Source organism: Stackebrandtia albiflava, from assembly GCF_007994225.1.
Classification (GTDB): Bacteria; Actinomycetota; Actinomycetes; order Mycobacteriales; family Micromonosporaceae; genus Stackebrandtia; species Stackebrandtia albiflava.
The window spans coordinates 937,886-963,673 of sequence record NZ_VLLL01000006.1; the positions used below are offsets into that span (position 1 = coordinate 937,886).

A 25,788-nucleotide genomic window follows, 5' to 3' on the forward strand; every position below is an offset into this window, starting at 1 on the left:
TGGGGATGAGCGCCGACCTCGTCCACCCCGGGCACATGAACATCCTGCAGAAGGCCGCCGAGCTCGGCGACGTCACCATCGGCCTGCTCACCGACGCGGCCATCGCCAGCTACAAGCGGCTGCCCCACATGACCTACGCGCAGCGCAAGGCCGTGGTCGAGAACATCAAGGGCGTCACGCGGGTCGTCCCCCAGGAGACCCTGGACTACGTGGCGAACCTCCGCGAGATCAAGCCGGACTACGTCGTCCACGGCGACGACTGGCGCACCGGCGTGCAGGCGCAGACCCGGCAGCGCGTCATCGACGCCCTGAAGGAGTGGAACGGCGAGCTCGTCGAGGTCGAGTACACCGAGGGCATCTCCTCCACCCAGCTCAACAAGTCGGTCAAGGAGGTCGGCACCACCCCCGACGTCCGGCTCTCCCGGCTGCGCAGGCTCCTCGAAAACAAGCCGCTGGTCCGCATCCTGGAATCCCACAGCGGCCTGACCGGCCTCATCATCGAGACCGCCACCGTCGAACGGGACGGTCGCAAGATCGAGTTCGACGGCATGTGGTCGTCGTCGCTGACCGACTCCACCGCGCGCGGCAAGCCCGACATCGAGCTCGTCGACCTGAACTCGCGGCTGCAGACCATCAACGACCTCTTCGAGGTCACCACCAAGCCGCTCATCTACGACGGTGACACCGGTGGAAAGCCCGAGCACTTCTCCTACACGGTCCGCTCGCTGGAACGCCTGGGCGTCTCGGCGGTCATCATCGAGGACAAGGAGGGGCTCAAGCGCAACTCGCTGTTCGGCACCGAGGTCGCCCAGACCCAGTCCTCGATCGAGGACTTCGTCCACCGCATCCAGGTGGGCAAGAAGGCCCAGATCACCAAGGACTTCATGATCATCGCCCGGATCGAGAGCCTGATCCTGGAGCAGGGCATGGAGGACGCCGTGACCCGCGCCAAGGCCTACATCGAGGGCGGCGCCGACGGCATCATGATCCACTCCCGGCAGAAGAGCCCCGACGAGGTCTTCGAGTTCTGCGACCGGTTCGCGAAGTTCGACAAGAAGGTGCCGCTGGTGGTCGTTCCCACCAGCTACAACACCGTCACCGAGGAGGAGTTCGCCGCCCGCGGCGTCAACGTGGTGATCTACGCGAACCAGCTCATGCGCGCCTCCTACAAGGCGATGTCCGCGGTCGCGAAGTCCATCCTGGAGAACAGCCGTTCGGCCGAAGTGGACTCCCAGATCGCCAACATCAAGGAAGCCCTCGCGATCATCCCGGAGAACGAGTCGTGAGCATCGATCCCGCACGGTTCTGCGACCACCTGACCGCTCAGGGCGTCACCCTGTTCACGGGGGTGCCCGACAGCCTGCTCAAGCAGCTCGGCAGCCACATCATGGCGAACCTCCCCCGGGAGCGGCACGTCATCGCCGCCAACGAGGGCGGCGCGGTCGGCCTGGCCATCGGCCACTACCTCCGCACCGAGACGCCGGCGCTGGTCTACCTCCAGAACTCCGGATACGGCAACACCGTCAACCCGCTGCTGTCGCTGGCCGACCCCGACGTCTACGGCGTGCCGATGCTCGTCGTCGTCGGATGGCGCGGCCAGCCCGGTGTCAAGGACGAGCCGCAGCACGTCAAACAGGGCCGGGTGCAGCGTGAGCTGGTCGAGGCCATGGACCTGCCGTGGTCGGTCCTGCCGCACGACCCCGACGAGGCCGAGAAGCTCGTCGAGGAGGCGCTGGCCGAGGCCGTCGAGAAGAAGACGCCCTACATCCTGCTGGTGGAGAAGGGCACCTTCTCCGACGCCGCGAAGCTCCCGAAGACGCCGTCCGACCTCCCCAGCCGGGAGGACGCCCTGGTCGCCCTGACCCGGGCCGTCGGTGACGACGCCGCGATCGTGTCCACCACGGGCATGCTGTCGCGGGAGCTCTTCGAGTACCGGGTGAACAACGGGCTCTCCGGAGACCGTGACTTCCTCACCGTGGGCGGCATGGGGCACGCCAGCTCCATCGCGTTGGGTGTCGCCATGTCCGAGCCCGACCGCGAGGTGTGGTGCTTCGACGGCGACGGCGCACTGTTGATGCACCTGGGATCACTGGCGGTGATCGCGGACTTCGCGCCGCGCACGTACTTCCACGTGGTGTTCAACAACGGCGTCCACGACAGCGTCGGCGGCCAGCCCACCTCGATCGGCAAGGTCGACATCCCCGCCGCCGCCAAGGCGCTCGGGTACCGCCACGCCGCCGCGACCGGTGACCTGGCGGCCCTCCCCGGCCTGGTGGCCGAGCTGCGGTCGCACGGCGGCCCGGCGCTGCTCGAGTTGAAGGTGAAGCCGGGCAACCGCGCCGACATCGGCCGGCCCACCCGCACCCCCGCCGAGAGCAAGGCCGCCTTCATGGCGGCCCTGCGGGAATCCACCGGCTGACCCACCTCTTCACGGAGTCGGGTGACTTCGACCTCGACCGGCCGGACAAGGTCGAGGTCACCCGGCTCCGGACCCGAAGCACGCGCATCCAAGGAGACAGCCGTGACACTGCCGACCGACCGCGACCTCCACTTCGGCCCCGGTGCCATCGTGACCACCTGGCGCGCGGTGCCCGAACTGGACGGCCGCCGGGTGCTCCTGGTGTGCGGTAAGAACTCCTTCGACGGCTCCGGTGCGGCCGAGTGCCTGCCGGAGTTGCGGGGCCGGGCCACCGTCCGCCGGTGGAGCGACTTCCGGCCCAACACCGACGCCCGCGACCTCGTCGAGGGACTGCGCATCATGGCCGAGTACGACCCGGACCTGGTGCTGGGCGTCGGCGGCGGCAGCGCCCTCGACATGGCGAAACTGCTGTGCGCCTACCGCGGCATCACGGAGGAGACCGCCCTGCACGAGGCGATCCGGGCCGGTGCGGCCGTCACCGAACGCCGGCCGCGGCTGATGTTGGCGCCGACCACTTCCGGCTCGGGATCGGAGGCGACCCACTTCGCGGTCGTCTACATAGGGGAGACGAAGTTCTCCATCGCCGGACCGGCGATGCTGCCCGACACCGTCGTCCTCGACCCCGAGATCACCCGGTCCGCCTCCCCCTACCAGCGCGCCACCTCCGGCATCGACGCGCTGGCCCAGGCCGTCGAGAGCCTGTGGGCGACCGGAGCCACCGACGCCAGCCGGGAGTTCGCCCGATCCGCGATCCCCCTGCTGATCGCGGCGCTACCCGACTTCGTCGCCACCGGCTCGTCCGAATCCGCCGCGGACATGGCGCGCGGCTCCCACCTGGCGGGGCGTGCCATCGACATCTCCAAGACGACCGCGGCACACGCGCTGTCGTACGGCATCACCAAGACCTACGGGCTTCCGCACGGGCACGCGGTCGCCCTGACGTTGGGCCGTTTCATCGCCGCCCACGCCGACGCGGACGACTCCCGCCTGCAACCGGGCGTCTCACCCGACACCCATCGCGCCGCGCTGGCCACCGTGTTGGCCGAGTTCGGCGCCGCCGACCCGAAGGCCGCAAGGGACGCGTTCTACGGTCTCGCGGAACGCATCGGCCTGTCCATGGACCCGGCGGCCGCCGGGATCACCTCACGCGACGCCGTCGCCGACCTGGTCGGCCGGGTCAACCTGGAGCGGCTGAACAACAATCCCGTGCGATTCACCCGTGAGGGGTTGCAGGACGTGGTCCTCCCGGGCTGATCGCGCCGGTCTCGAACAGGGCCGGATCTCACCGGTCGTGAACCTATACGAGGAATCAAATGGCAACACTTTCGGTCGTCGTACCGATCTACAACGTCGAAGAGTTCCTGCGGCCGGCGTTGGATTCGCTGGCGAACCAGACCTTCGACGATCTCGAAGTGGTGATGGTCGACGACGGTTCCACCGACGGCAGCGGCCGGATCGCCGCCGAGTACGCCGAGAGTGACAAGCGTTTCCAACTGGTCACACAGGCCAACGGCGGACTCAGCCGGGCGCGGAACACCGGCGCGGAGAACGCCACCGGCAAGTACATGACCTTTGTGGACTCGGACGATCTGATCCCGCACTACGCCTTCGCCACCGCCATGCGAGTCCTGGAGACCACGGGGTCGGACTTCCTCACCGGCCGCGTCAGCCGACTCGACAGCCGGGGCATCTTCAGCGTGCCCATGCAGCGGGAGTCCCACCGGGAGAGCGTCCTGTCGACGACCGTCGCCAAGACCCCGCAACTGATCCGCGACCTGTTGGCGGCCAACAAGATCTACCGCCGCTCGTTCTGGGACCACGCGGGACTGCGGTTCCCCGACGGTCTCAACTTCGAGGACGGGCCGGTCAGCATCCGGGCGCACGCCCTCGCGACGAACGTCGACGTCCTGAACCTGCCGGTGTACTACTGGCGGCTGCGCGAGGGGGCGACCCGGTCCATCAGCCGGCAGACGTCCGACGCCCACTTCTTCGTGGACCGCATCGCCACGTCGATCATCAGCATCGACCTGCTGACCGAACGGCGGCCGGAACTGCTCGAACCGTTCTTCGCCATGGACATCCGGCATAAGTTCGGCATCATGTTCCGCAACCTCCACCACGCTCCGCCGCCGGTCCGGGAACAGTTCATGTCGGCCGCCGGTCCGTACCTGGCGCGCGTCCCGTCCCGGGTCGTGCAGGAACTCCCCGACGCGCTGCGCCGCCGCGTCCGGCTGGTCGCCGATGGAGACCTGGCGGGCCTGATCGACGAGCTCGCCGACGGAGGCAGGAAACCGGTGAGCCTGCCCGGCGAGGGGGACGAGACGGTACGCGGGGCACTGAAGAAGTTCACACCGCTGCGGGTGTTGAAGAGGTACGTGGGTCAGTCCACCGGCGACGCGAAGTCCAAGGGCAGGCTCTATTCCCTCGGGGTTGACGATGGGGCGCTCGAACTGCGGGGACACGCCTACATCGAGGGACTTCCGAGCGAAGGGCGGATCACCGCCGCCAACCGGTTGTTCTGGGCGCGGCATCTGAAGTCGGGTACCCGGGTGAGCATCCGGTTCACCAGTCTGCCGAGTCCGCAGGCGACGGCCTCCGTGACCGACCTGTCCTGGGGTTCGGCGCATTCCGGCTACCACGCGAGACTGCCGTTGTCGAAACTGCGGGACTCCGACGGGAGCTGGCGCTACGGGGACTGGGTGTTCGCGGTCGGCGCGTTGACGGCGAGGGGCGCGCACACCGGTGGTCTGCGCACCGGCGCGGACTTCACCGATTTCGGCCTGCACCCGATCGACGTCGCCGATGACCTGCGGATCGTCCCCACGGTGGTGAGCGGGGTGCTGCGGCTGCGTCTGGAGCGCCCCGAGGTGAGCATCACCGATGTGAGCACTGTGGACGGCGTATTGCGGTTGCGCGGCACCTCGCGGGCGCCGCTCACCGACGCGGCGACGCTGCGGTGGTGCCGGGTGCCCGGGGTCCCCGAACTCACCACGATGGTGACCTCCCACCACCGGACACCCGAGGGGTTGACCGAGTTCACCGCGGACCTGGAGCTGGCGGCCGTCATGTCGCAACTGGGCCCGGTCCAGGTCGTTCCGGTGGCCGGCACGCAGGACAGGCTCTTCGCGGACCTGCTGCCGTCCCCCGACGCGGCGCCCTACGAGGTGCGGTGCAGTGAGGGCATGTCCGCGGGCGAGGGCTTCTACACCGGGGTCCAGATCGTGGTGGACTCCGACATCGACGGCCGGACGGCGTTGACGCTCGTACCGGCGTTGCCGGTGATCACCTCGGCGCGGTGGAGCCCCGACGGCGTGTTGGAGCTGTCGGGCGTCGGCGGAGAACACGTCACGGGGCCCGAACTCGTCTGCCGCCACACCGGCCGCAAGGAGGAGCGGGTGCTGCCGATCGACGTCGCCGACGACGGCGGTTGGTCGGTGCGTCTCGACCCCGAGGCGGCCCCGCTGCCGGCGGCCACGGTCGCGCTGCGTGCCGGAAGGTGGCGCCTCGTGCTGCGGTTCCGCGACGCCCAGGGCGACCTGGTCGACACGGACCTGTCGTACGCACCCGACGCGATCTCGATCACGCAGGGGCTGCCGTTCGGGGAACGGTACCTGGTGACCAGGGTCGGCCTGGAGGCGTTGATCCTGAAGGTGGCGCCGCGCCGCGCCGACGACGAACGCGGTACCTACAACATGTCCAGGCTGAGCACGATCGTCTATCCCGAGATGGCCCGGACGCTGCCGCTTCGCGACGTGGTGTTGTACGACAGCTTCTTCGGCAAGCAGTACTCGGACTCGCCGCGCGCCCTGCACGAGGCGTTGCGGGGACGGGACGACGGCCTGCGGCACGTGTGGGTGACCAAGGACGCCCAGGCTCCGATCCCCGACGGTGTCGAACGCGTCGAGCACGGCAGCCGTGCCTGGTGCGAGGCACTGGCCACCAGCCGGTACGTCGTGGCGAGCACGCACCTGCCCTACTGGTTCCGCCGGCGCGAGGGCCAGACCGTCGCCCAGACCTGGCACGGCATCGGATTCAAGCGGGTCGGCTTCGACATCGAGTCGGTGCAGTTCAGCAACAAGGCGTACCTGCGGAAGGTCGCGCAGGAGACTCCGAACTGGAGCTTCCTGATCTCACCCAATGCGTTCTCGACCGAGATCCTGCGTAGGGCGTTCCGGTACGAGGGCGAGATCATCGAGATCGGCAGCCCCCGGAACGACCTGTTGATCTCCGGTGACCGCGCCGAGCTGAGCAGGCGGCTGAAGGATGACCTGGGTATCCCGCAGGACCGCAAACTGATCCTGTACGCCCCGACATGGCGGGACAACGAGTACCACCGGGTCGGACAGTACAAGTTCGACATGCGGTTGGACGTCTCCCGGTTCCCCGCCCGGCTCAAGGAGGAGTACGCGCTCCTGGTGCGGCGGCACCCCAACACCATCGACGACCTGTTGGGCTACGGCAACGGTTTCGTCTACGACGTGGCCAACCACCCCGACGTCCGGCAACTGCTGGCCGCCGCCGACGTGTTGATCAGCGACTACTCGACGATCTCGCTGGACTTCGCCAACACGGGCCGACCGATCATCTTCTACACCTACGACCTGGCGCACTACCGCGACCAGCTCCGCGGCTTCTACTTCGACCTGGAGAACGAGGGTCCCGGGCCGGTGCTGGAGACCACCGACGAGGTGGTCGAGGCGCTGTGCGACCTTCCGAAGACGCAGCGGGACTACGCCGAGAGGTACGCGCGGATCCGGGAGATCTTCGGTCACGCCGAGGACGGGCACGCCACCGACCGCTTCATCGAACGGCTCTTCGCGGACCGGCGTTGACGACGGCGGCCCTCCCCCCGGGATGCCCCGGAGGGAGGGCCGCTCCGCGTGTCGGCCGTGGTCAGCCGAAGTCGACGCTGTTGGGGTCGGCGTATCCGAAGAACCGCCCGGCGGCCGGGTTCTCCCTGCGGATCTGCTCGGCGCGTGCGGTCATCTTCTCCACTTCGGAGGGATTGAGCCGGGCCAACCGCAGAACCGCCAACTCGGCCGGGTCACGGTAGTAACGGAAACCCGGTTGCGGGGTCTGCCAGTCCGGGCCGTAGTTGTCGGCGAGGAACGCCTCGGTGTCGCGCGGGATGTACACCTCGCGGCCGAGGAGGTTCGCGCTCTGGACCGGCGCGAACTGCTCCCGGGTGAGCTGGTGGCTCCGGAAGCTCCACGCCCGGCCCTCGTAGAACCACATCGGGTTGATGTCCAGCCGGACGTCACCGACCCGCAGGTGGAACGGCCGCCCGTCGATCGCCACCCGGGTGTCGTAACCGTGCCGGGCCAAGGCCAGCATCAGTTCCTCCGCCTCCCGCTTCATACCCGCCGGGTCCTCGGCGCGGCTGACGTAGCCCACGTCGAGATCGTCGTCGCCGGGAATGAAGTCACCGTTGCGGTAACACCCGAGAAGGGTGCCGTAGCAGAGGAAGAGGTCGATGCCGAGCTGTTCGGCGCACAGTTTCCTCACCTCGACGTAGGCGTCGAGGTGGCGCTCGTCGGCCTGTTCACCGCCCGGAGGGGAGAACCGGCCCTTCTTGTTGATCTTGTTGCCCTCGTCCAGCAGGCCGTTCAGTCGCCCGGACCCGCCCGGGACCGAGACGTCCACGTTGCAGATCGAGCCGGTCGTGACGAGCGGCCGGTCCTGCACCGACAGGCTCAGTACGGCACGCGACGGGAAGTCGTCGACGACCCGGTGGAGGATCGTCAACTGGAACTTGGGCAGCCACTCGTTCTCCGCGGGGGAGATCGACGCGATCCGGCGGCTGTTGAGCATGATGTCGATGTCGTGGGTGGTGCCGGGGAGCACGAAGCCGCTCAGGGCCAGGCCGTTGTTGCTGAACTCGGCCTCGAAGAAGCCCGCGATGCCGTCGAGATCGGCCGGTTGACCGGGGAAGATGCGGCGGTGCAGCCACAGGTCGGCGCCGACGGTGGGCTCCATCAGCTCCTTGACGTGGTCGAGGCGGAACCGCCACGCCAACCTGGTGTTGTGGACCCAGGGGGCGTCGATGCCGTCCAACCGGCGCAACGCCTGCGTGTAGTACTCGGCGGCCTGGGCGTGGTCGCCCGCCGACTCGTACAGCCGGGCCAGTTGGAACGGGCTCTTGGTGGGCGACTTCGGTGCCTTCACCACCTCGCGGAGTTGCGTGGTGGCGATCTGGTAGCCCTCCTTGGCGTCCTTCGCGGACACCTTGACGACCTTGCCGTCGTGCAGCTCGAACGGGCAGAGGTAACGGCGTTCCGCGGCCGCGGCGAGATGTTGCCGGCGGGCCGCCGTGGACTTGTTCGTGTCCAGGAGCCGCCGGTAGACCGAGAGGGCCTTGCCCCAGTTGCCGGTCTGCTGGTAGGCGTTGGCGAGTTCACGGCGCAGGCCCGGCTCAGACGGGATGTAGGACAGGCCGCGCTTGAGCATCTCCACCGCGGTGTCGGGCTGTCCCATCGCGAGATACGCCCTGCCCATCGGGGCCAGCGCCTCGACGCGCCCCGGATCGAGTTCCAGGGCAGCCCGACTGTCCTCCAACACCTGCGGCCACTGCTTCAACTTGGCGTAGACGGCGGCGCGCCTGGCGAGCAGTTGCGCCTTGTGGGGTGCACCCGCCTGGATGGCCGACGAGTAGGCCGCGACGGCCGCCCGCCACTTCTCACGGCGTTCCCTGACCATGCCGAGCCGGAATCCACCGGAGGCCGTCGGCAGTGCCGAGAGGCCGGCCTCGGCGAGCCGCCACCATTCCCGCCGAGACCGGTTCACGACTCGTGACAACTGTCGCTTCGCGTTCTGTTTCACTGTTCTCCCGAATTGCTGGCGAGGTGGTGGCACACCCGCGTGGATCGCTTCGCATCACGGCGAACCACGGTGCCGGTTACAGGGTATTCCGTCGCGCGAGGCCGCGGATGCACGCACCGGCAAGGTCACACACCGCGATGTGGTCACCGCGCGGTGGATTCACGCCCGCGTGCCCGACTTCGCCCGTAACGTACCGCTATGGGTGTTTCCCGGTGGGGCGTAACGGTTTCCGGCGGGACGGCTCTCCGGCCGAGGCGGGGTGGTGGCGAGACACCGGTGCTTCGGCCGACGGATCTCCGCCGGTTCGCGTGGTGTCTCTGGAACCATGGCGCCCGGCGGTGCGGACCCGGTCGACCGGGTCCGCCGAGGGGAGGACGACACCGATGAACCCGCACGTGTCCGCCACGGCGGACGTCGACGACTCCGCGACGATAGGCGGCGGTTCCCGGATCTGGCATCTGGCGCAGGTCCGCGACGCCGCCGTCGTCGGCCGGGACTGCGTCGTCGGGCGGGGCGCGTACATCGGTTCCGGTGTGGTCGTGGGGGACAACTGCAAGATCCAGAACTACGCGCTGGTGTACGAGCCCGCGCGGTTGGGCGACGGCGTGTTCGTCGGCCCGGCGGCGGTCCTCACCAACGACCCCTATCCGCGCGCCGTCACCCCCGACGGCGCCCCGAAGACGGCCGGTGACTGGACGGCGGCGGGCGTGACCGTGGCCGACGGCGCCAGCATCGGGGCGCGCGCGGTCTGCCTGCCCGGCGTCCGGATCGGGCGTTTCGCCGTCGTCGGTGCCGGCGCGGTCGTGACCAAGGACGTTCCCGACTTCGCGTTGGTCATCGGCAACCCCGCCCGGTTCCACGCCTGGGTGGGCAGGGCCGGCGTGCCACTGCGGCGGGCTGGCGAGTCCCGCTGGGAATGCCCCCGGACGGGGGAGGTCTACCGGGCCGCCGGAGACGGCGTGGAGCCGGACGAGTCCTGACCCGTGACGGGGCTTCACGGTGTCGCACCGGGCGTCGGCCCGAGTCGCCACCGCCTCCGGTTCCCCGGGCTGCCGTCTCGTCCGGCGGGGAGCGGCACGGGGCCGCCGCCGCTGGTCGCGCCGGGGACACGGCGGTTCAATCCGCGATTTCGGCCACCGGCGGCGGTATGGTCTACCGGCGGCGACTCCACGTGATCGCCCGGTCACCCGAAAGGGGTTCGGCGGGGTCCGGCACGCGCGGCCCACACCGATCACGGAGTCGGGCCGCTCCAGCCGTCTAAAGGAGGTCGCGGCGTGAGCGTCGCCTTTGTGGTCACCACCGGATACCAACTGTTCCACTACAAACAGATGGCGCCCCACGTGCCCGACGCCGCCGTCGTCGTCGAGGTCCGCAAACGGGACTTCGCCGTGTCGGAGGAGGCCGTCGCCACCCACCTGCCCGGCCTCCCGGTCGAGACGCTCTCCCAGGAGAACCTCAAGAGTCTCGACGGCCGCTACGACGCGGTGGTCTGCCAGACGCCGGTACTCCCGCTGCAGTTCTTCGACAAGACCCTGGTCGTGGCGCAGCAGTACAGCCTCGCCAAGGAGCGGTACCAGTACGGGGTGTGGCGCGCCCACGCCCACCTCAACCTCATGTACGGCCAGCATCCGCTGAACCGGGTCGCCGGATTCTGCCGCGCCGCCGCGGTCGGGAACCCGCTGCTCGACGGGATCTTCCAGGGTGAGCCTCCGGTGCGGGACTCGTGGCAGTCCGGCGGCGGGCGCAAGCGCATCCTCTACATGCCCACGTACGGCTCGCTGTCGTCGGTGCCGTCGGTGCTTCCGGCGCTCCGGGAGATCGACGCCGACGTCACCGTCAAACTCCACCACGCCGAGGACCGGGAACTGGTCAAGGAACTGCCCGAGCACATGCGGGTCGTGTACGCCGACGCCGACCCGGTGCGGCTCCTGGCCGAGCACGACGGCGTGATCAGTGACTTCTCCGGTGCCGCCTTCGACGCCCTCTACGCCGGGCTGCCGGTGGTGTTGGCGGGCAACCCCGATCCGCGCGGCAAGGACTTCGACCGGCTGTCCGACGACGAACGCCAGTACACCGTGCTGGCGGGCGTCGCCGCGCACTGGCAGGAGATCGGCGGCGCCGAAGGACTGTACAGCGCCTTCGCCGACGCCGAGAAACGGCGCGAGTCGGAGGACTACCAGGCGTTCGTCGAGGAGTTCTTCGTGAACCCGGGAACGGCCGGCGCCGAATGCGGCCGCCGGATCGTGTCACTCCTGGAGACCGGGCCGGCGCCGCACTTCGCCGCCGACCAGGTCCGGGCCACCACGCGGCGTTACATCACCACCAACCGGAGCCTGAAGTCGCAGCTCTCCCGCACCGGCAGGGCGACGGTGGCGCGTTCGGTCGTGCACGGCCTCCCGCTGCACCGGCGGGCGGTCCGCCGGCTGCTGGAGGCCGCCGGGAGGTCGCGACGGTTGGTGCGGATCGCCCGTATCGCGCGCCGCCGCGTCCGCGACCGTCGCGGAGCCGACGTCGTCGTCGACGCCGATCGATGCCTCGCCGCCGCCCCCGCGAAGCGACGCGAGGCCGTGATGGGGCTGTTGGAACCGTTCCTGCTGGACGCCGGTCTCCCGCTGGTGCGCGACGACGACCGTCCCGGCAGTGACCTCGCGGTGCTGGCCACCGACAAGCGGCGGTTGCGCCGGGCGCTGTCGGCGGCGGCCGGCCGGCACCCCGACCTGGTGGTCCGGCTGGGTCACCAGTGGAAACTCGTCGACACGATGCCGCTGGCGAAACTGAGTTTCCACGACATCGCGCACGCCGACTGGTTGGAGGTCGGCACGCCCGCCGAGCGCAGCGAGTACGTCATCGGGCCGATGGGCTACCTGAAGGTCCTGTTCGTCCAGCACGAACCCGAACGCAACCGGTACCTGGCGCAGAAGAAGGTCGCCCACCGGGTCGACTGGTCGCCGTTGTTCGCGCAGTGCGCCGACCGGACCGCCCCGGTGCGGGTGGCGGGGGAGCGGCTGCGGCACGCCGCCGGACCGGTGGACGTCGTCTACACCTGGGTGGACGCGGGCGATCCGGCCTGGCAGGCCGACCGTCGCAGGTACGACGGGGAGACGTCCAACGCCAGCGCCGCCAACCCGGAGCGTTTCCTGGACCGCCAGGAGTTGCGGTACTCGTTGCGCGCCCTGGAGTTGTTCGCGCCGTTCGTGAGGCACGTCTACATCGTCACCGCGGATCAGCGTCCGGCGTGGCTGGCGCCCGACCACCCGAAGATCACGGTGGTGTCGCACCGGGACGTCTTCCCGGACGCTTCGGTGCTGCCGACGTTCAACTCGCACGCCATCGAGGCGTGCCTGCACCGGATCCCGGGCCTGTCGGAGAACTTCGTCTACTTCAACGACGACGTCCTGCTGGGGCAGGAGTGCGACGAGTCGGACTTCTTCACCATCGCCGGTCAGGCGAAGGTGCGGTTGTCGCCGTCGCAGTACATCTACCAGGGAAGGCCGGAGGACGACGCGATCCCGACCGACTGGGCCGCGTACAACTCGCTGCGCCTGATGTCGAACGACTTCGACATCACCCTGGACCGCCGCGTGAAGCACGTCCCGCTCGTCCTGAAGCGCAGTGTGCTGGCCGACATCGAGAAGCGCTATCCCGAGGAGGTGGCGGCGACCCGGGCGGCCCGGTTCCGTTCCAACACCGACGTCGCGATACCGAGCATGTTCGCGCAGTACTACGGGATGGCCACCGGCAGCGCCGTGGAATGGCCGGGCGCCCGCAACGAGTACGTCTACCTGGACACCGGCCGCGCCGACTCGCTCGACCGCTTCCAGCAGATCCTGCAGCGGCCACCGAAGTTCTACTGCCTCAACACCACCCGTCACACCGAAGTCGACCTGGCCCGGCAGGCCCGGAATCTCGCCCGGTTCTTCACCGCGGCACTGCCGGAACCGGCCGAATGGGAGATCCCGGACCGCTGACCGGCCGGCCCCCGCCCTGACATGTTGGATCGACCCCGGCCCGCCGACCGCGTGCCGGACAGGAGGTGACGGCCATGGCCGCGACCGAGTTTCTGCACGTGCTGAGTACCCGGGTGGGGATCGGCGTCTACGACGAGGGATGGTTCGACTACCGGCTTCGGCTGTTCGAGTCCGTCACCGTGCCGTCGATGGCGGCGCAGACCTCGCAGGACTTCACCTGGCTGCTGGTGGTGGACGCGAAGATGCCGCCGCGTGCCAGGAGCCGCTTCGACGCGGTGGTCGCGCCACTGGCGAACGTGCGGGTGCGTGAGGTCGAGTTCAAGACCGACTTCCGCGGCGCGGTGGTGGAGTGGTGTCAGGCGGAGGCCGCCCGCCGGGGACTCTCCCGGGTACTCACCTCGCGGCTCGACGACGACGACGCGCTTCGGGTGGACGCCTTCGAGCGCCTGCAGTCCGAGGCCGCCGACGCGATCGCCGCCGGGCACTCCGACCTGGCGGTGTTCTCGCTGAACCTGGGATGCATGTGGTCGCCGAGCCACCGGCGCGGCTACACCCGTTACCACGACAGCCATTCGTTGGGCCTGTCCCTTCTGGAGCCCGCCGAGGCGGTCGAGTGCGTCTACTCCCGGCCGCACCGGGAGATCAAGCAGCGGTACGCGCCGCGCGGCGCGTACATCCGGGGCGTCGACGGCGGTACCCGCTGGTGGCTGTACGCGGCCCACGCCATCGCCGACTCCGACAAGGGCGACGGCGCCCGCCGCGACAAGATCCTCAAGCACCGGTACGGATACCACCTCGACGACGACCTGTTGGCCGGCTTCGGTCTCGACCCGGCCGCCGTCGCCGCACTGGCGGAGGCGGGCGAACCGACTCCGACGGCGCCCACCAAGTTCCTGTCGCTGCGGGCGATGGAGACCGAGCGCCGGATCAAGGCGTTGCGTACCGAGTTGGCCGGTGCGAGCTTCCTGCGGCGGCGGCTGCTCACCCAGCGGTTGGCGCGGCTGGAGTCGGAGCGGGAGAAGGCCGGGTCGGGCATCGTCACGCGTTGACCGGCCGGAGTGATCCGGGATTGTTATCCGTTGGGGGTTCCCAGGTCACCGGCCGGTTTGCTAGCCTCTGCCAGATTGACGCACATCACACTCTGAATACCGATGTGCGCGTGGCTTGGAGGACTTGTGGCCAGAAGGTCCGGTGGCCCCGGCACCGTCGGGTCCGGTGTTCGGCTCGGAATCTTCGCGCTCGTGACCACCCTGGCGTTGGTGTTGCTGACCGACGCCCTCGGCGGCGTCCGCCTGTCGGGTGGTCCGGGCTACACCGCACTGTTCACCGACGCCACGGGTCTGCTGCCCGGTGACGAGGTCCGCATCGCGGGTGTCAAGGTCGGTGAGGTCGACGACATCCGGCTGCGGCAGGACGCCGGCGCACCGCCGGTCGCGGAGGTGTCGTTCAGCCTGGAGGACGACCGGCCGCTGCCGTCCGACGTCCACGCCACGATCCGCTACCGCAACCTCGTCGGTCAGCGCTACGTCGCGTTGACCCGCAGTTCCGCCGACTCCACCGGGGCCACTCTGTCTCCCGGCGACACCATCGGGCTGGAACGCACCTCCCCGGCCCTGGACCTGACCCTGCTGCTCAACGGTTTCAAACCGCTGTTCGCGGCACTCAGTCCCGAGGAGGTCAACGAGCTCTCCTACGAGATCATCCAGGTGTTGCAGGGCGAGGGCTCCACCATCGAGGGGATCCTGTCGCACACCGCCTCGCTGACCTCGACGCTCGCCGCCCACGACGACACCATCGGCGCGGTCATCGACAACCTCAACGAGGTGCTGGCGACGGTGGCGAGCCGGGAGGACGCCCTGGACACCTCGATCGTGAGACTCCAGGACTTCATCTCCGGCCTGTCGGCAGACCGCGACGCGCTCGGTGAGGCCGTCGTGTCCATGTCGGAACTGACCGGACAGACCGCCGACCTGGTGGCGGAGGCCCGTCCTCCGCTGGCCGCCGACGTGTCGGCGCTGGAGACGCTCGCGACGACCCTCAACGCCAACGCCGAGACCCTGGAGACCACGCTGGCGAGGCTGCCGGTCACCTACACCGAGCTGACCACGACCGGCTCCTACGGTTCCTGGTTCAACTTCTTCCTGTGCGACATGGACGGACAGGTCTCGGTCGGCGGCCTGTCGGCCAACCCGGTCGGCTTCCACTCCCCGTTCGCGCGCTGCCAGGAGGACTGAGATGCCGCGATTCGGAATCCCGCGCCGCCGCCGAGACCGGCCGCCGCGCACCCGGAACCTCAAACGGACCGGCGCCGTGACGCTCGTCGTCGCGCTGATCGCGTTGCTGGGCGCGTTCCAACTCGACGACCTGCTGTTGCTGGCCGGCGGCCACTCCTACACCGCGCAGTTGCGTGACGCGGCCGGGCTCACCCCCGGTACCGAGGTCAGGGTGGCCGGCGTGAAGGTCGGCAAGGTGACCACTGTGGAACTGGCCGGTCTGGGTACCCGTGAACCACACGTCGCGGTCGACTTCCGCATCGAGGCGGACGTGCTGATGGGCGACGAGACCCGGGCCTCGGTCCGGTTGAAGACGCTGCTGGGGCAGCGATACCTGTCGATCGAACCGGCCGGTTCGGGCAGCCTCGACGGCGACGTGATCCCGTTGTCGCGCACCGCGACCCCGCTGGACGTGGTGGACGCGGTGAACAATCTGGCGGGAACCTTCGACGAGATCGACACCGACCAACTCGCCGAGGCGATGCGGACGCTGTCGGAGACCTTCGCCGACACCGGCGACGAGTTCGGTGACTCCCTCGAAGGACTGTCCGCGCTCTCGCAGACACTCGCGTCCCGGGACGAGGAGCTGGGCGACCTGTTGGCCAGCGCCCGCACCGTCACCGACGTGCTCGCCGAACGCGACGACGAGTTCGCCCGGCTGGTCGCCGACGGGAACCTGCTGCTGGGTGAGGTGTCGGACCGGAAGGACGCCATCCGGGAACTGCTGTCGACGACCGTCTGGCTGTCGGAGGAACTGCAGGGACTCGTCGACGACCAGGACGACCGGCTCGGCCCGGCACTGGACCGGCTGTCGGAGGTGGTGACGTTGCTGCAGGACAACCAGGAGAACCTGGAACACACGCTGACCACGATGGGGCCGTTCATCAAGGCGTTCTCCAACGTGCTCGGCAACGGCCGCTGGTTCGACTCCTATATCGAGGGTCTGCTCCAGCCCTACCAGGTGGAGCCGAACTCATGAGCCGCGTCCGTTCCCTACTCCGGCACCGGTGGACCGTCGCGGCCGTCGTCGCGGTCCTGCTCGGGTCGGCCTTCGTGGCGTGGCAGGTGACCGGCGGCGGACGGCACGTCACCGCCGAGTTCGTGCGCGCGGTCGGCGTCTACGTCGGCTCCGACGTGCGGGTGTTGGGCGTGAAGGTCGGTGAGATCACCGAGGTCCGCCCCTCCGGCGACGTCGTCGAGGTGGAGATGGTGGTCGAGTCCGGTTACGACATCCCCGCCGACGTCACGGCCATCGTGATCCCGCCGTCGGTGGTGGCCGACCGGTACGTCCAGCTCTCGCCGCCCTACACCGGCGGGGCGGTGCTGCCCGACGGCGCGGTGCTGGAACCGGCGAACACCGTCGTCCCGTTGGAACTGGACGAGGTGTACGCCTCGCTGGACGAGTTCGCCGCCGCCCTCGGCGAGGACGGCAGCCTGGCGGAGCTGATCGCGACCGCCAAGGAGAACCTGGACGGCAACGGTGAGGCGCTGGGGCAGTCGCTCAACGACCTCGCGGACGTCGCGGAGGTGTTGGACACCCACCGCGACGACCTGTGGACCACTGTGGACAATCTCGCGGAGTTCACCGACACGCTGGCCCAGTCCGACGCGCAGATCCAGTTGTTCAACGAACAGCTCGCCGAGGTGTCCACGCAGCTCGCCGACGAACGCGACACCCTCGCCGAGGCGGTACGGCAGTTGACCGTCGCGCTGGGCGACATATCCGGATTCATCGCCGACAACGCCGACGCCCTCACCGCCAACGTCGAACAGCTCGCCGAACTGTCCGGGGTGTTCGCCAGGCAGCAGGAGGCCCTCATCACGATCCTCGACTACGCGCCGGTCGCCCTCACCAACCTCGACCTGGCGTACAACGCCCGCTCCGGCACCCTCGACACCCGTGACGACCTGCTCGGCCCGTACGACCCCGCGACGTTCCTGTGCAGCCAGCTCACCTACGCCGTCGGATTCGAGGACATCCCGGCGGCGTGTTTCGAACTGGCCGACGCGCTGGCCGCCTCCGACCTCGAGATGCCCGACGAACTGGCCGCCCTGGTCGGACAGTCACCCGCCCTGGACCTGTCGTGAACCGACGCCGCACCCTCACCGGAACCCTGCTGGCGGTCGCCGTCGCATTGACCGCCTGCTCATCGGTGCCGCTGCCCGGCGGCGAAGGCGGCGGCGGTTACCGGGTCGTCATCCGGTTCGCCGACGTCACCGACCTGGTCCCGTACTCGGCGGTCAAGGTGGACGACGTGACCGTCGGCCAGGTCGAGGAGGTGTCGCTGGCCGACGACTGGACCGCCGAGGTGCTGGTCAGCGTCAACGCCGACGTCGCCCTGCCCGACAACGCGACCGCGGCGCTGCGGCAGACCAGCCTGCTCGGTGAGAAGTTCGTCGAACTGTCGCCGCCGCTCGACCACCCGTCGGACGACCCGCTCGGCGACGGCGACGTCATCGGTCTCGACCGCACCGACCGGGGCGCCGAGGTGGAGGAGGTGCTGGGCGCGCTCGCCCTCGTCCTGCAGGGCGGTGGACTGGAACAGCTCCGCACCATCAACACCGAACTCGTGGCGCTCATGCAGGGCCGCGAGGCCGACATCACCGACACCCTGGGCGAACTGGAGTCGTTCCTCGCCGCCCTCGACGGGCAACGCGAGAACATCGTCACCGCCCTGGAGGCCCTGGAACGCCTGTCGGCGGACCTGGCCGACCAGACCGACACCATCCGCGACGCCCTGGACGCCATCGCACCCGGGATCACCGTCCTGGCGGACCAGGAACAACTCATCAGCGACGGCATCGTGGCGCTGGGCGAACTCGGTGAGGTCGGCACCGAGGTCATCGAAGGTGCCGGCGACGAGACCATAGCGATCCTGAACGACCTGCAACCGGTACTGGAGAACCTGGTGGCCGCGGGCGACGACTTCCCGCAGGGCCTGGAACTGGCGCTGTCCTACCCGTTCCCGTACAACGCCTCCGACGCCGTCCACGACGACTTCGTCAACCTCCACATCACCCTCGACGTGGACGTGGCCGCGATCCTCGACAACGTCGCCGGCGACAAACCCACCGAACAGGTCGACCCCGACAACCCGGAGAGCTCCGGCGACCAGGGGATCGAACCGGTCATCGGCGGCCTCACCGAACTGCTCGGCATCGGACTCGCCGGACTCACCGGCGGCACCGACGACGAATCCGGAACCGGCGGCGAGGGGGACACCGAATGACCGGCCGCAGGCTCCGCCTCCAGATCGGGGTGTTCGCGCTCATCTCCCTACTGGGCGTCGCGTTCGTCGGCGTGCGCTACCTCGGCTGGTTCGACACCTCCTACACCGTCTACGTCGAGGCCGACGACGCCGGAGGCGCCTACCGGCACGCCGCCGTCGCCTACCGCGGCGTCCCGATCGGCAAGGTCGGTGAGATCACGCTGCACGGCGACGGCGCCCGGATCGAACTGCTCATCGAATCCGACGTCGAGGTGCCCGCCGACGTCGAGGTGGTGGTGGCGCAACGCTCCGCCGTGGGCGAGCAGTACGTGGACCTGCGGCCGGCGTCGGCCGCCGGGCCGTACCTGGCGGACGGCGACGTGCTGGTCGGGATGCGGACCCCCTTGCCGATGGAGACGCTGCTGGCCGACCTCGACGGCCTGCTCGCCGGTATCGACCCCGACGAGCTGGCGGTCGTGGTCGACGAGCTCGGTGCCGCCTTCGACGGCAACGAGGAGGCGTTGGCCCGGCTGCTGACCGCCACCCAGTCGATCGTCGACGACGCGTCGGCCCACCTGCCGGAGACCGTCGAACTGCTGCGGGACGGCCAGACGGTCCTGCAGACGCAACTCGACTCCGCGTCGGCGATCCGCACCTGGGCGGACCAGCTCGCCGCCCTCACCACCACCATCGCCGAATCCGACGCCGACATCCGGGAGCTCGTCGCCGAGGCACCCGAGGCCACGCGAGAGGTCACCGATCTGCTCCAGGACCTCGACCCGAGCCTCGGAGTGCTGCTGGGCAACATGATCAGCGTCAACGGCGTCGCGGTGCAGCGACTCTCCAACCTCGAAGTGATCCTGGTCACCTATCCGATGGTCGTGTCCGGGGGGTTCACCGTCTCGCCCGGCGACGGCACCGCCCACTTCGGGCTCGTGCTCAACTTCGACAACCCGCCGCCGTGTATCTACGGGACCGGGAACACCGAGTACGCCTGCACCGCGGACGAACACGGCGACGGCTCGTCGGTGCGAGGCTGGCAGAACGCGCCGGGCCCGCAGGGACCGCCGATCTACCCGGTGCCGCTGCCGGGCTCCGGAGAACCCACCGAATCCGGCGACGACACCGGCGACGAGCCCTCCGGCACGCCCGAGCCCTCCGGATACGACCCGTTGACCGGACTGCTGGTCGACCAGTACGGTGACCCGATCCGGTTCGGCGGCACCGGCGGCCACTACGCGCTCGCCGGCGAACAGTCGTGGAAACACCTGCTCCTCACCGGAGTGACCTCATGACCCCTCGTACGGCGCCGGGAGGCGAATCGTGAAACCTGCTCGCCTCGCCTGGTGGCTGCCGGTCAACATCGCGTTGGCACTGCTGCTGCTGGCGGCGCTCGGCACCGCCGGAGTGTTCGGATTCAAGTGGTGGGACGCCTGGCGGGCCGACACCGCACGGGACGCCGCCGTCGCCAATGCGACCGAGGGCGTCCTGGCGCTCATGTCGGTGTCGCCGGAGACCATCGACTCGGACCTGGCCGCCGTCGAGGCCCTCGCCACGGGCGAGTTCGCCGAGGAACTGGCCGCCGGTCGCGACCAGGTGCGGGAGTCGGTGCTCGGCGCCGCCGTCACCCAGGAGGCCACCGTCGAGTACGCCGCCTACGTGTCCGGCGACTCCGACTCGGCGACCGTCATACTGGTCGCCGACGCCGTGACCACCGCCGCCGCGCCGCCCCCGGAGGGCGAGGAACCCGCCGAGGAGGGCGAGACGCCCGACGAGGAGTCGACTCCGGAACCCGAGGACGGCGGGACGACCGGTGAACCCATCACCGACCACTACCGGTTCCGGGTGCAGATGGCCCTGGTCGAGGGCCAGTGGCTCATCGGCCGGTTGGAGGTGGCCTGATGGCGGGTCACGTCCCACGCAGACTCCGCAACCGGGGGAACCGGACGAGTGCGGCCGGGAAACCGGCCTCACGGCCGAGCCCGCGCCCCGCCACCACCGCGAAGATCCCCCGGCAGCGAGACGGTCGCCACGATCGCAAGCCGCGTCCCACCGCGTCCCGGCGCCGCCCGTCCCCGGTGCCCACCGGAGGCGCCGACCGCGGCCGCGGCGGCCTGCGGCAGACCGCGTTCGGGCTGGCCGCGGCCACCGGCTTCGCCTGCCTGTTGGCGGTGATCACGTACCTGGGGGCCGCCTTCACCGACCGCGGCGACGAGACCGCCGACGCGGTCCGGGCGGCCAAGACGGCGGCGGTCGCGCTGTTCTCCTACGACTACCGCGACTTCGACGCCTCCATCGCCAACGCCTCGGCACACGCCACCGGCGAGTTCGCCGAGGACTACCGCGTCACCACCGAGGACCTGCGCGCCACCGTGGAGACCGAGCAGGCCAAGGTCGTGGCCCGGGTCGTGGACATCGGGTTGTTGAACGAGTCGGTCACCTTCACCGACTCCGAGGGCACCGAGTACGCCGACGCCGTCGAGGTGCTGGTGTTCATGGACCACGTCGTCACCAACACCGGTATCGAGGGCAGCAAGGTCGACCAGACCCGGGTGGTGCTCACCATGGTGTTCGTCGACGACGCCTGGCGGGTGGTGAACGCCAAGTCGCTGTGACGGGCGCGCCAAAGGGTGGTATCTAATGGTATCTCTCGATACCATGGGCTTATGGCCATGACATTGCGACTCCCTGAAGTCGATGACCGGATGCTGACCGAGCGCGCGGCGAAGGAGAAGCGTTCCAAGCAGGAGATCGCCATTGAGGCGATCCATCGCTACCTCACCGCTCACAACGAACTGGTTGACGCCAGCGTGGAAGAGATCATGCGCGAGGACGCGGAGCTTCTAGATCGGCTCGCTCGGTGACCGACTTCCTCGACCTGGCGGACCTGCTGCGCATCGCGGCACGTATCCAGGGGAAGACGCCACCGGAAGTGCGCGACTACGGTCTTCTGGAGTCGGCCGCGGCCCGGCCGCAGGCGTCGGTGTTCGGCGACGACGCCTATCCCGATCTGCACCACAAGGCGGCCGCACTGCTGCATTCACTCGCGCGGAACCATCCGTTGGTCGACGGGAACAAGCGACTGGCCTGGGTGGCGATGCGAGTGATGTATCGATTGAATCGTGGTGACGTGCGGCCCCCCGACGTCGACACGGCCGAGGAATTCGTTCTCCAGGTGGCCCGGGGTGAGCTGGAGGTGCCCGACATCGCCAAGACCCTGGCGATGTGGTCTGGGTGACCGCGACCGCCGACCCGCCGGTAACGTGGCCGGATCGCTACCCGGAGCCGACCAAAAGCGCGGAAGGTCTTGACGAGACGGCGATGCCGGGGCATTCTGTTTCACAGGCAACGCATGCGTATCATTTCGTACGCGCGAGCGAATCTGACCGCTCGCAGAAGACCTTCCCGGGGTGGGTGGACGACGCCGTACAACTCGGCTACACTGCTAGTTTGCGCTGCCTTCTCGCGCCCTCTTTAGCATGACCGCAGTCTGATAACGGGATGTCAGTCCTCATGTGGGGCTTCACCACCGACGCAGAAAAGTGCCGGACCGGCACCGACGCGGTCGTACTGCAACCGAGGGCCCCGAAGCGGCGTTACATCGGCCGTCGCACCACAGGTCCTCGGAAGGACGAATCTTGGCAGCTTCCCGCCCTGCGAAGACCAGCTCTCCATCGAGCGCGCTCGCTCCCAACCGAATCTCGTTCGGCAGGATTACCGAACACCTCGAGGTTCCCAACCTGCTCGCACTGCAGACCGACTCGTTCGACTGGCTGGTCGGCAACGACGCCTACCGTGCCCGCACGGAGCCGGGCGCCACCTGCGGGCTGGACGACATCCTCGAAGAGATCAGCCCGATCGAAGACTTCTCGGGCACCATGTCGCTGTCCTTCTCCAACCCTCGCTTCGACGAGGTGAAGGCACCGATCGAGGAGTGCAAGGAGAAAGACCTCACCTACTGCGCCCCCTTGTTCGTCACCGCGGAGTTCATCAACCACACCACCGGCGAGATCAAGAGCCAGACGGTGTTCATGGGTGACTTCCCGATGATGACGCCGAAGGGCACCTTCATCATCAACGGCACCGAGCGGGTCGTGGTCTCCCAGCTGGTGCGTTCCCCCGGCGTGTACTTCGACAAGCAGCCCGACAAGACGTCCGACCGCGACCTGTCCAGCGTGAAGGTCATCCCCGGCCGGGGCGCCTGGCTGGAGTTCGACATCGACAAGCGGGAGACCGCGGGTGTCCGCATCGACCGCAAGCGCCGTCAGGCCGTCACCGTCCTGCTGAAGGCCATCGGCTGGACCAACGACCAGATCCGGGAGCGGTTCGGCTGGTCGGAGATCATGATGGCGACCCTGGAGAAGGACCACATCTCCGGTCAGGACGAGGCGCTGCTCGACATCTACCGCAAGCTGCGCCCGGGCGAGCCCCCGACCAAGGAGAACGCCGAGGCGCTGCTCGACAACCTGTTCTTCAACCCGAAGCGGTACGACCTGGCCAAGGTGGGGCGCTACAAGCTGAACAAGAAGTTCGGGTTGTCGACCCCCATCTCCACCGGCGTGCTGACCGAGGCCGACCTCGTCGCCACGATCGAGTACCTGTGCAAGCTGCAGACCGGTGAAGAGGGCTACGACCGCGACGACATCGACCACTTCGGCAACCGGCGGCTCCGCACCGTCGGCGAGCTGATCCAGAACCAGGTCCGGGTGGGCCTGTCCCGCATGGAGCGGGTGGTCCGCGAGCGGATGACGACGCAGGACGTCGAGGCGATCACGCCGCAGACCCTGATCAACATCCGCCCGGTCGTCGCCGCGATCAAGGAGTTCTTCGGGACCTCGCAGCTGTCGCAGTTCATGGACCAGGTGAACCCGATCGCGGGCCTCACCCACCGGCGCCGGCTCTCCGCGCTGGGTCCGGGTGGTCTCTCCCGTGACCGCGCGGGCATGGAGGTCCGGGACGTCCACCCGTCGCACTACGGCCGGATGTGCCCGATCGAGACCCCGGAAGGCCCGAACATCGGTCTGATCGGCGCCCTGTCCGCGTTCGCGCGGGTGAACCCGTTCGGTTTCATCGAGACGCCGTACCGCAAGGTCATCGACGGGCGGGCCACCGACCAGGTGGAGTACCTGACCGCCGACGAGGAGGACCGCGTCGTCATCGCGCAGGCGAACACGCCGCTGTCCGACGACGGCTCGTTCGCCGAGGACCGGGTCCTGGTGCGCCGTAAGGGCGGCGAGATGGAGTTGGTCGGCCACGACGCCGTCGACTACATGGACGTCTCCCCGCGCCAGATGACCTCCGTCGCCACCGCGATGGTGCCGTTCCTGGAGCACGACGACGCCAACCGCGCCCTCATGGGCGCGAACATGCAGCGTCAGGCCGTGCCGTTGATCAAGACGCAGTCGCCGTTCGTGGGCACCGGCATGGAGTACCGTGCCGCCGTCGACGCCGGTGACGTGGTCGTCGCCGAGGTCGGCGGTGTCGCCGAGGACGTCTCCGCCGACTACATCACCGTCCACCAGGACGACGGCTACCGCCGCACCTACCTGCTGCACAAGTTCCGTCGTTCCAACGCCGGCACCTGTGTCAACCAGATCCCCGTCATCAACGAGGGGGACCGGGTCGAGGCGGGTCAGGTCATGGCGGACGGCCCGTGCACCGACCACGGTGAGATGGCGCTGGGCAAGAACCTGCTCGTCGCCTTCATGCCGTGGGAGGGCCAGAACTACGAGGACGCGATCATCCTGTCCTCGCGGCTGGTCCAGGAGGACGTACTGACCTCCGTCCACATCGACGAGCACGAGGTCGACGCCCGCGACACCAAGCTCGGTCCGGAGGAGATCACCCGGGAGATCCCGAACGTCTCCGAGGAGATGCTGTCGGACCTCGACGAGCGCGGCATCATCCGCATCGGCGCCGAGGTCCGCGACGGCGACATCCTGGTCGGCAAGGTCACCCCCAAGGGTGAGACCGAACTGACCCCGGAGGAGCGCCTGCTGCGCGCCATCTTCGGTGAGAAGGCGCGCGAGGTCCGTGACACGTCGCTGAAGGTGCCGCACGGTGAATCCGGCACGGTCATCGGCGTCCGCACGTTCAGCCGTGAGGACGGCGACGAACTGTCGCCCGGCGTCAACGAGCTGGTCCGGGTGTACATCGCCCAGAAGCGCAAGATCTCCGACGGTGACAAGCTCGCCGGCCGTCACGGCAACAAGGGCGTCATCTCCAAGATCGTGCCCGCCGAGGACATGCCGTTCCTCCCGGACGGCACCCCGGTCGACGTGGTGCTCAACCCGCTCGGTGTGCCCGGCCGTATGAACATCGGCCAGGTGCTGGAACTCCACCTCGGATGGGTCGCCAAGTCGGGTTGGAAGCTCGCGGGCGAGACCGAGGGCTGGCAGAAGGCGCTCAAGGCCATCGGCGCCGACGAGGCCCCGCCGGACTCGACCGTCGCCACCCCGGTGTTCGACGGTGTCCACCTCGACGAGATCACCGGCCTGCTGGAGTCGGCCCGTCCCAACCGCGACGGTGAGCGGATGGTCGGTCCCGACGGCAAGGCCAGGCTCTTCGACGGCCGCACCGGTGAGCCGTTCCCCGGGCCGATCTCGGTCGGATACATGTACATCCTGAAGCTGAACCACCTGGTGGACGACAAGATCCACGCGCGTTCCACCGGGCCGTACTCGATGATCACCCAGCAGCCGCTGGGCGGTAAGGCGCAGTTCGGTGGGCAGCGGTTCGGCGAGATGGAGTGCTGGGCCATGCAGGCCTACGGCGCCGCCTACGCGCTGCAGGAACTGCTGACCATCAAGTCCGACGACATCCTCGGCCGGGTCAAGGTCTACGAGGCCGTGGTCAAGGGCGAGAACATCCCGGAGCCGGGCATCCCGGAGTCGTTCAAGGTGCTGCTGAAGGAACTCCAGTCGCTCTGCCTGAACGTGGAGGTGCTGTCCAGCGACGGCACCACCGTCGAGATGCGCGACAGCGACGACGAGGTGTTCCGCGCCGCCGAAGAACTGGGCATCGACCTGTCCCGGCACGAACCGAGCAGCGTCGACCTCGAAGGAGCGTGACGACATGCGGTCGCCGGGCCGGGCGAGCAT

At 68.9% G+C, this 25,788-nt stretch carries 18 protein-coding genes; 17 read left to right on the forward strand and 1 reads right to left on the reverse strand.

The annotated features are described in order from the left end of the window. Positions 1 to 5: 5 nt before the first annotated feature. The 4 genes from aepX to LX16_RS15185 all read left to right on the forward strand — a co-directional run bounded on the left by aepX (position 6) and on the right by LX16_RS15185 (position 7,251). Positions 6 to 1,286: a phosphoenolpyruvate mutase gene (aepX, locus tag LX16_RS15170; protein WP_425304435.1), complete on the forward strand. Its 1,281-nt coding sequence runs from the start codon at positions 6 to 8 to the stop codon at positions 1,284 to 1,286. After that, entirely contained in the window at positions 1,283 to 2,419 is a 1,137-nt protein-coding gene (aepY, locus tag LX16_RS15175; RefSeq protein WP_147139354.1) for a phosphonopyruvate decarboxylase, read from the forward strand. The genes aepX and aepY overlap by 4 nt, the downstream gene beginning before the upstream one ends. 102 nt (positions 2,420 to 2,521) lie before the next feature. Continuing rightward, positions 2,522 to 3,673: a phosphonoacetaldehyde reductase gene (locus tag LX16_RS15180; protein ID WP_147139356.1), complete on the forward strand. Its 1,152-nt coding sequence runs from the start codon at positions 2,522 to 2,524 to the stop codon at positions 3,671 to 3,673. Between the two features lie 59 nt (positions 3,674 to 3,732). Further along, positions 3,733 to 7,251, forward strand: a complete 3,519-nt coding sequence (locus tag LX16_RS15185; protein ID WP_147139358.1) for a bifunctional glycosyltransferase/CDP-glycerol:glycerophosphate glycerophosphotransferase — start codon at positions 3,733 to 3,735, stop codon at positions 7,249 to 7,251. A gap of 61 nt (positions 7,252 to 7,312) precedes the next feature. Here the strand turns inward: LX16_RS15185 and LX16_RS15190 are convergent, their stop codons facing one another. Beyond that, on the reverse strand, positions 7,313 to 9,238 hold the full coding sequence (locus LX16_RS15190; protein ID WP_147139360.1) for a tetratricopeptide repeat protein: 1,926 nt from the start codon (positions 9,236 to 9,238) through the stop codon (positions 7,313 to 7,315). Between the two features lie 383 nt (positions 9,239 to 9,621). Here LX16_RS15190 and LX16_RS27970 point away from each other — a divergent pair, with 383 nt between their 5' ends. From LX16_RS27970 to rpoB, 13 genes are all read left to right on the forward strand, one after another. Continuing rightward, positions 9,622 to 10,218, forward strand: coding sequence for an acyltransferase (locus LX16_RS27970; RefSeq protein ID WP_147139362.1), 597 nt, complete (start codon positions 9,622 to 9,624; stop codon positions 10,216 to 10,218). Positions 10,219 to 10,512: 294 nt separating this feature from the next. Next, positions 10,513 to 13,206, forward strand: a complete 2,694-nt coding sequence (locus LX16_RS15200; RefSeq protein WP_147139364.1) for a stealth conserved region 3 domain-containing protein — start codon at positions 10,513 to 10,515, stop codon at positions 13,204 to 13,206. Positions 13,207 to 13,280: 74 nt separating this feature from the next. After that, positions 13,281 to 14,255, forward strand: a complete 975-nt coding sequence (locus LX16_RS15205) for a glycosyltransferase (protein ID WP_147139366.1) — start codon at positions 13,281 to 13,283, stop codon at positions 14,253 to 14,255. 102 nt (positions 14,256 to 14,357) lie between these two features. Next, a complete protein-coding gene (locus LX16_RS15210; RefSeq protein WP_280176809.1) occupies positions 14,358 to 15,440 on the forward strand; it encodes an MCE family protein in 1,083 nt (360 codons plus the stop codon). Position 15,441: 1 nt separating this feature from the next. Then, entirely contained in the window at positions 15,442 to 16,458 is a 1,017-nt protein-coding gene (locus tag LX16_RS15215) for an MCE family protein (RefSeq protein WP_147139369.1), read from the forward strand. Beyond that, entirely contained in the window at positions 16,455 to 17,567 is a 1,113-nt protein-coding gene (locus LX16_RS15220; RefSeq protein WP_147139372.1) for an MCE family protein, read from the forward strand. Before LX16_RS15215 ends, LX16_RS15220 begins: the two co-directional genes overlap by 4 nt. Next, positions 17,564 to 18,709 (forward strand): MCE family protein, encoded by a 1,146-nt coding sequence (locus tag LX16_RS15225; protein ID WP_244615835.1) that lies wholly within the window; start codon positions 17,564 to 17,566, stop codon positions 18,707 to 18,709. Before LX16_RS15220 ends, LX16_RS15225 begins: the two co-directional genes overlap by 4 nt. Then, positions 18,706 to 19,983 carry an MlaD family protein gene (locus tag LX16_RS15230; protein ID WP_147139374.1) on the forward strand — a complete coding sequence of 426 codons (1,278 nt, stop codon included), beginning with the start codon at positions 18,706 to 18,708 and terminating at the stop codon, positions 19,981 to 19,983. The genes LX16_RS15225 and LX16_RS15230 overlap by 4 nt, the downstream gene beginning before the upstream one ends. A 28-nt stretch (positions 19,984 to 20,011) precedes the next feature. Then, complete coding sequence (locus tag LX16_RS15235) at positions 20,012 to 20,590, forward strand: hypothetical protein (RefSeq protein WP_147139376.1); 579 nt, start codon at positions 20,012 to 20,014, stop codon at positions 20,588 to 20,590. Then, entirely contained in the window at positions 20,590 to 21,303 is a 714-nt protein-coding gene (locus LX16_RS15240) for a hypothetical protein (protein ID WP_147139377.1), read from the forward strand. Before LX16_RS15235 ends, LX16_RS15240 begins: the two co-directional genes overlap by 1 nt. A gap of 51 nt (positions 21,304 to 21,354) precedes the next feature. Beyond that, the gene (locus LX16_RS15245) at positions 21,355 to 21,552 is read left to right on the forward strand and encodes a hypothetical protein (RefSeq protein WP_147139379.1); all 198 of its coding nucleotides are present in this window, start codon (positions 21,355 to 21,357) and stop codon (positions 21,550 to 21,552) included. Next, positions 21,549 to 21,926: a type II toxin-antitoxin system death-on-curing family toxin gene (locus tag LX16_RS15250; RefSeq protein WP_147139382.1), complete on the forward strand. Its 378-nt coding sequence runs from the start codon at positions 21,549 to 21,551 to the stop codon at positions 21,924 to 21,926. The genes LX16_RS15245 and LX16_RS15250 overlap by 4 nt, the downstream gene beginning before the upstream one ends. A gap of 400 nt (positions 21,927 to 22,326) precedes the next feature. Further along, entirely contained in the window at positions 22,327 to 25,758 is a 3,432-nt protein-coding gene (gene rpoB / locus LX16_RS15255; RefSeq protein WP_147139384.1) for a DNA-directed RNA polymerase subunit beta, read from the forward strand. The last annotated feature ends 30 nt before the right edge of the window (positions 25,759 to 25,788 follow it).

What these genes read in the sequence shown, in the direction of transcription:
- LX16_RS15230 (WP_147139374.1), top strand. Translation starts at nt 18,706, where the DNA reads ATGACCGGCCGCAGGCTCCGCCTCCAGATCGGGGTGTTCGCGCTCATC.
- LX16_RS15220 (WP_147139372.1), top strand. Translation starts at nt 16,455, where the DNA reads ATGAGCCGCGTCCGTTCCCTACTCCGGCACCGGTGGACCGTCGCGGCC.
- LX16_RS15240 (WP_147139377.1), top strand. Translation starts at nt 20,590, where the DNA reads ATGGCGGGTCACGTCCCACGCAGACTCCGCAACCGGGGGAACCGGACG.
- LX16_RS15215 (WP_147139369.1), top strand. Translation starts at nt 15,442, where the DNA reads ATGCCGCGATTCGGAATCCCGCGCCGCCGCCGAGACCGGCCGCCGCGC.
- aepX (WP_425304435.1), top strand. Translation starts at nt 6, where the DNA reads ATGAGCGCCGACCTCGTCCACCCCGGGCACATGAACATCCTGCAGAAG.
- LX16_RS15210 (WP_280176809.1), top strand. Translation starts at nt 14,358, where the DNA reads ATGTGCGCGTGGCTTGGAGGACTTGTGGCCAGAAGGTCCGGTGGCCCC.
- LX16_RS15185 (WP_147139358.1), top strand. Translation starts at nt 3,733, where the DNA reads ATGGCAACACTTTCGGTCGTCGTACCGATCTACAACGTCGAAGAGTTC.
- LX16_RS15245 (WP_147139379.1), top strand. Translation starts at nt 21,355, where the DNA reads ATGGCCATGACATTGCGACTCCCTGAAGTCGATGACCGGATGCTGACC.
- LX16_RS15205 (WP_147139366.1), top strand. Translation starts at nt 13,281, where the DNA reads ATGGCCGCGACCGAGTTTCTGCACGTGCTGAGTACCCGGGTGGGGATC.
- LX16_RS27970 (WP_147139362.1), top strand. Translation starts at nt 9,622, where the DNA reads ATGAACCCGCACGTGTCCGCCACGGCGGACGTCGACGACTCCGCGACG.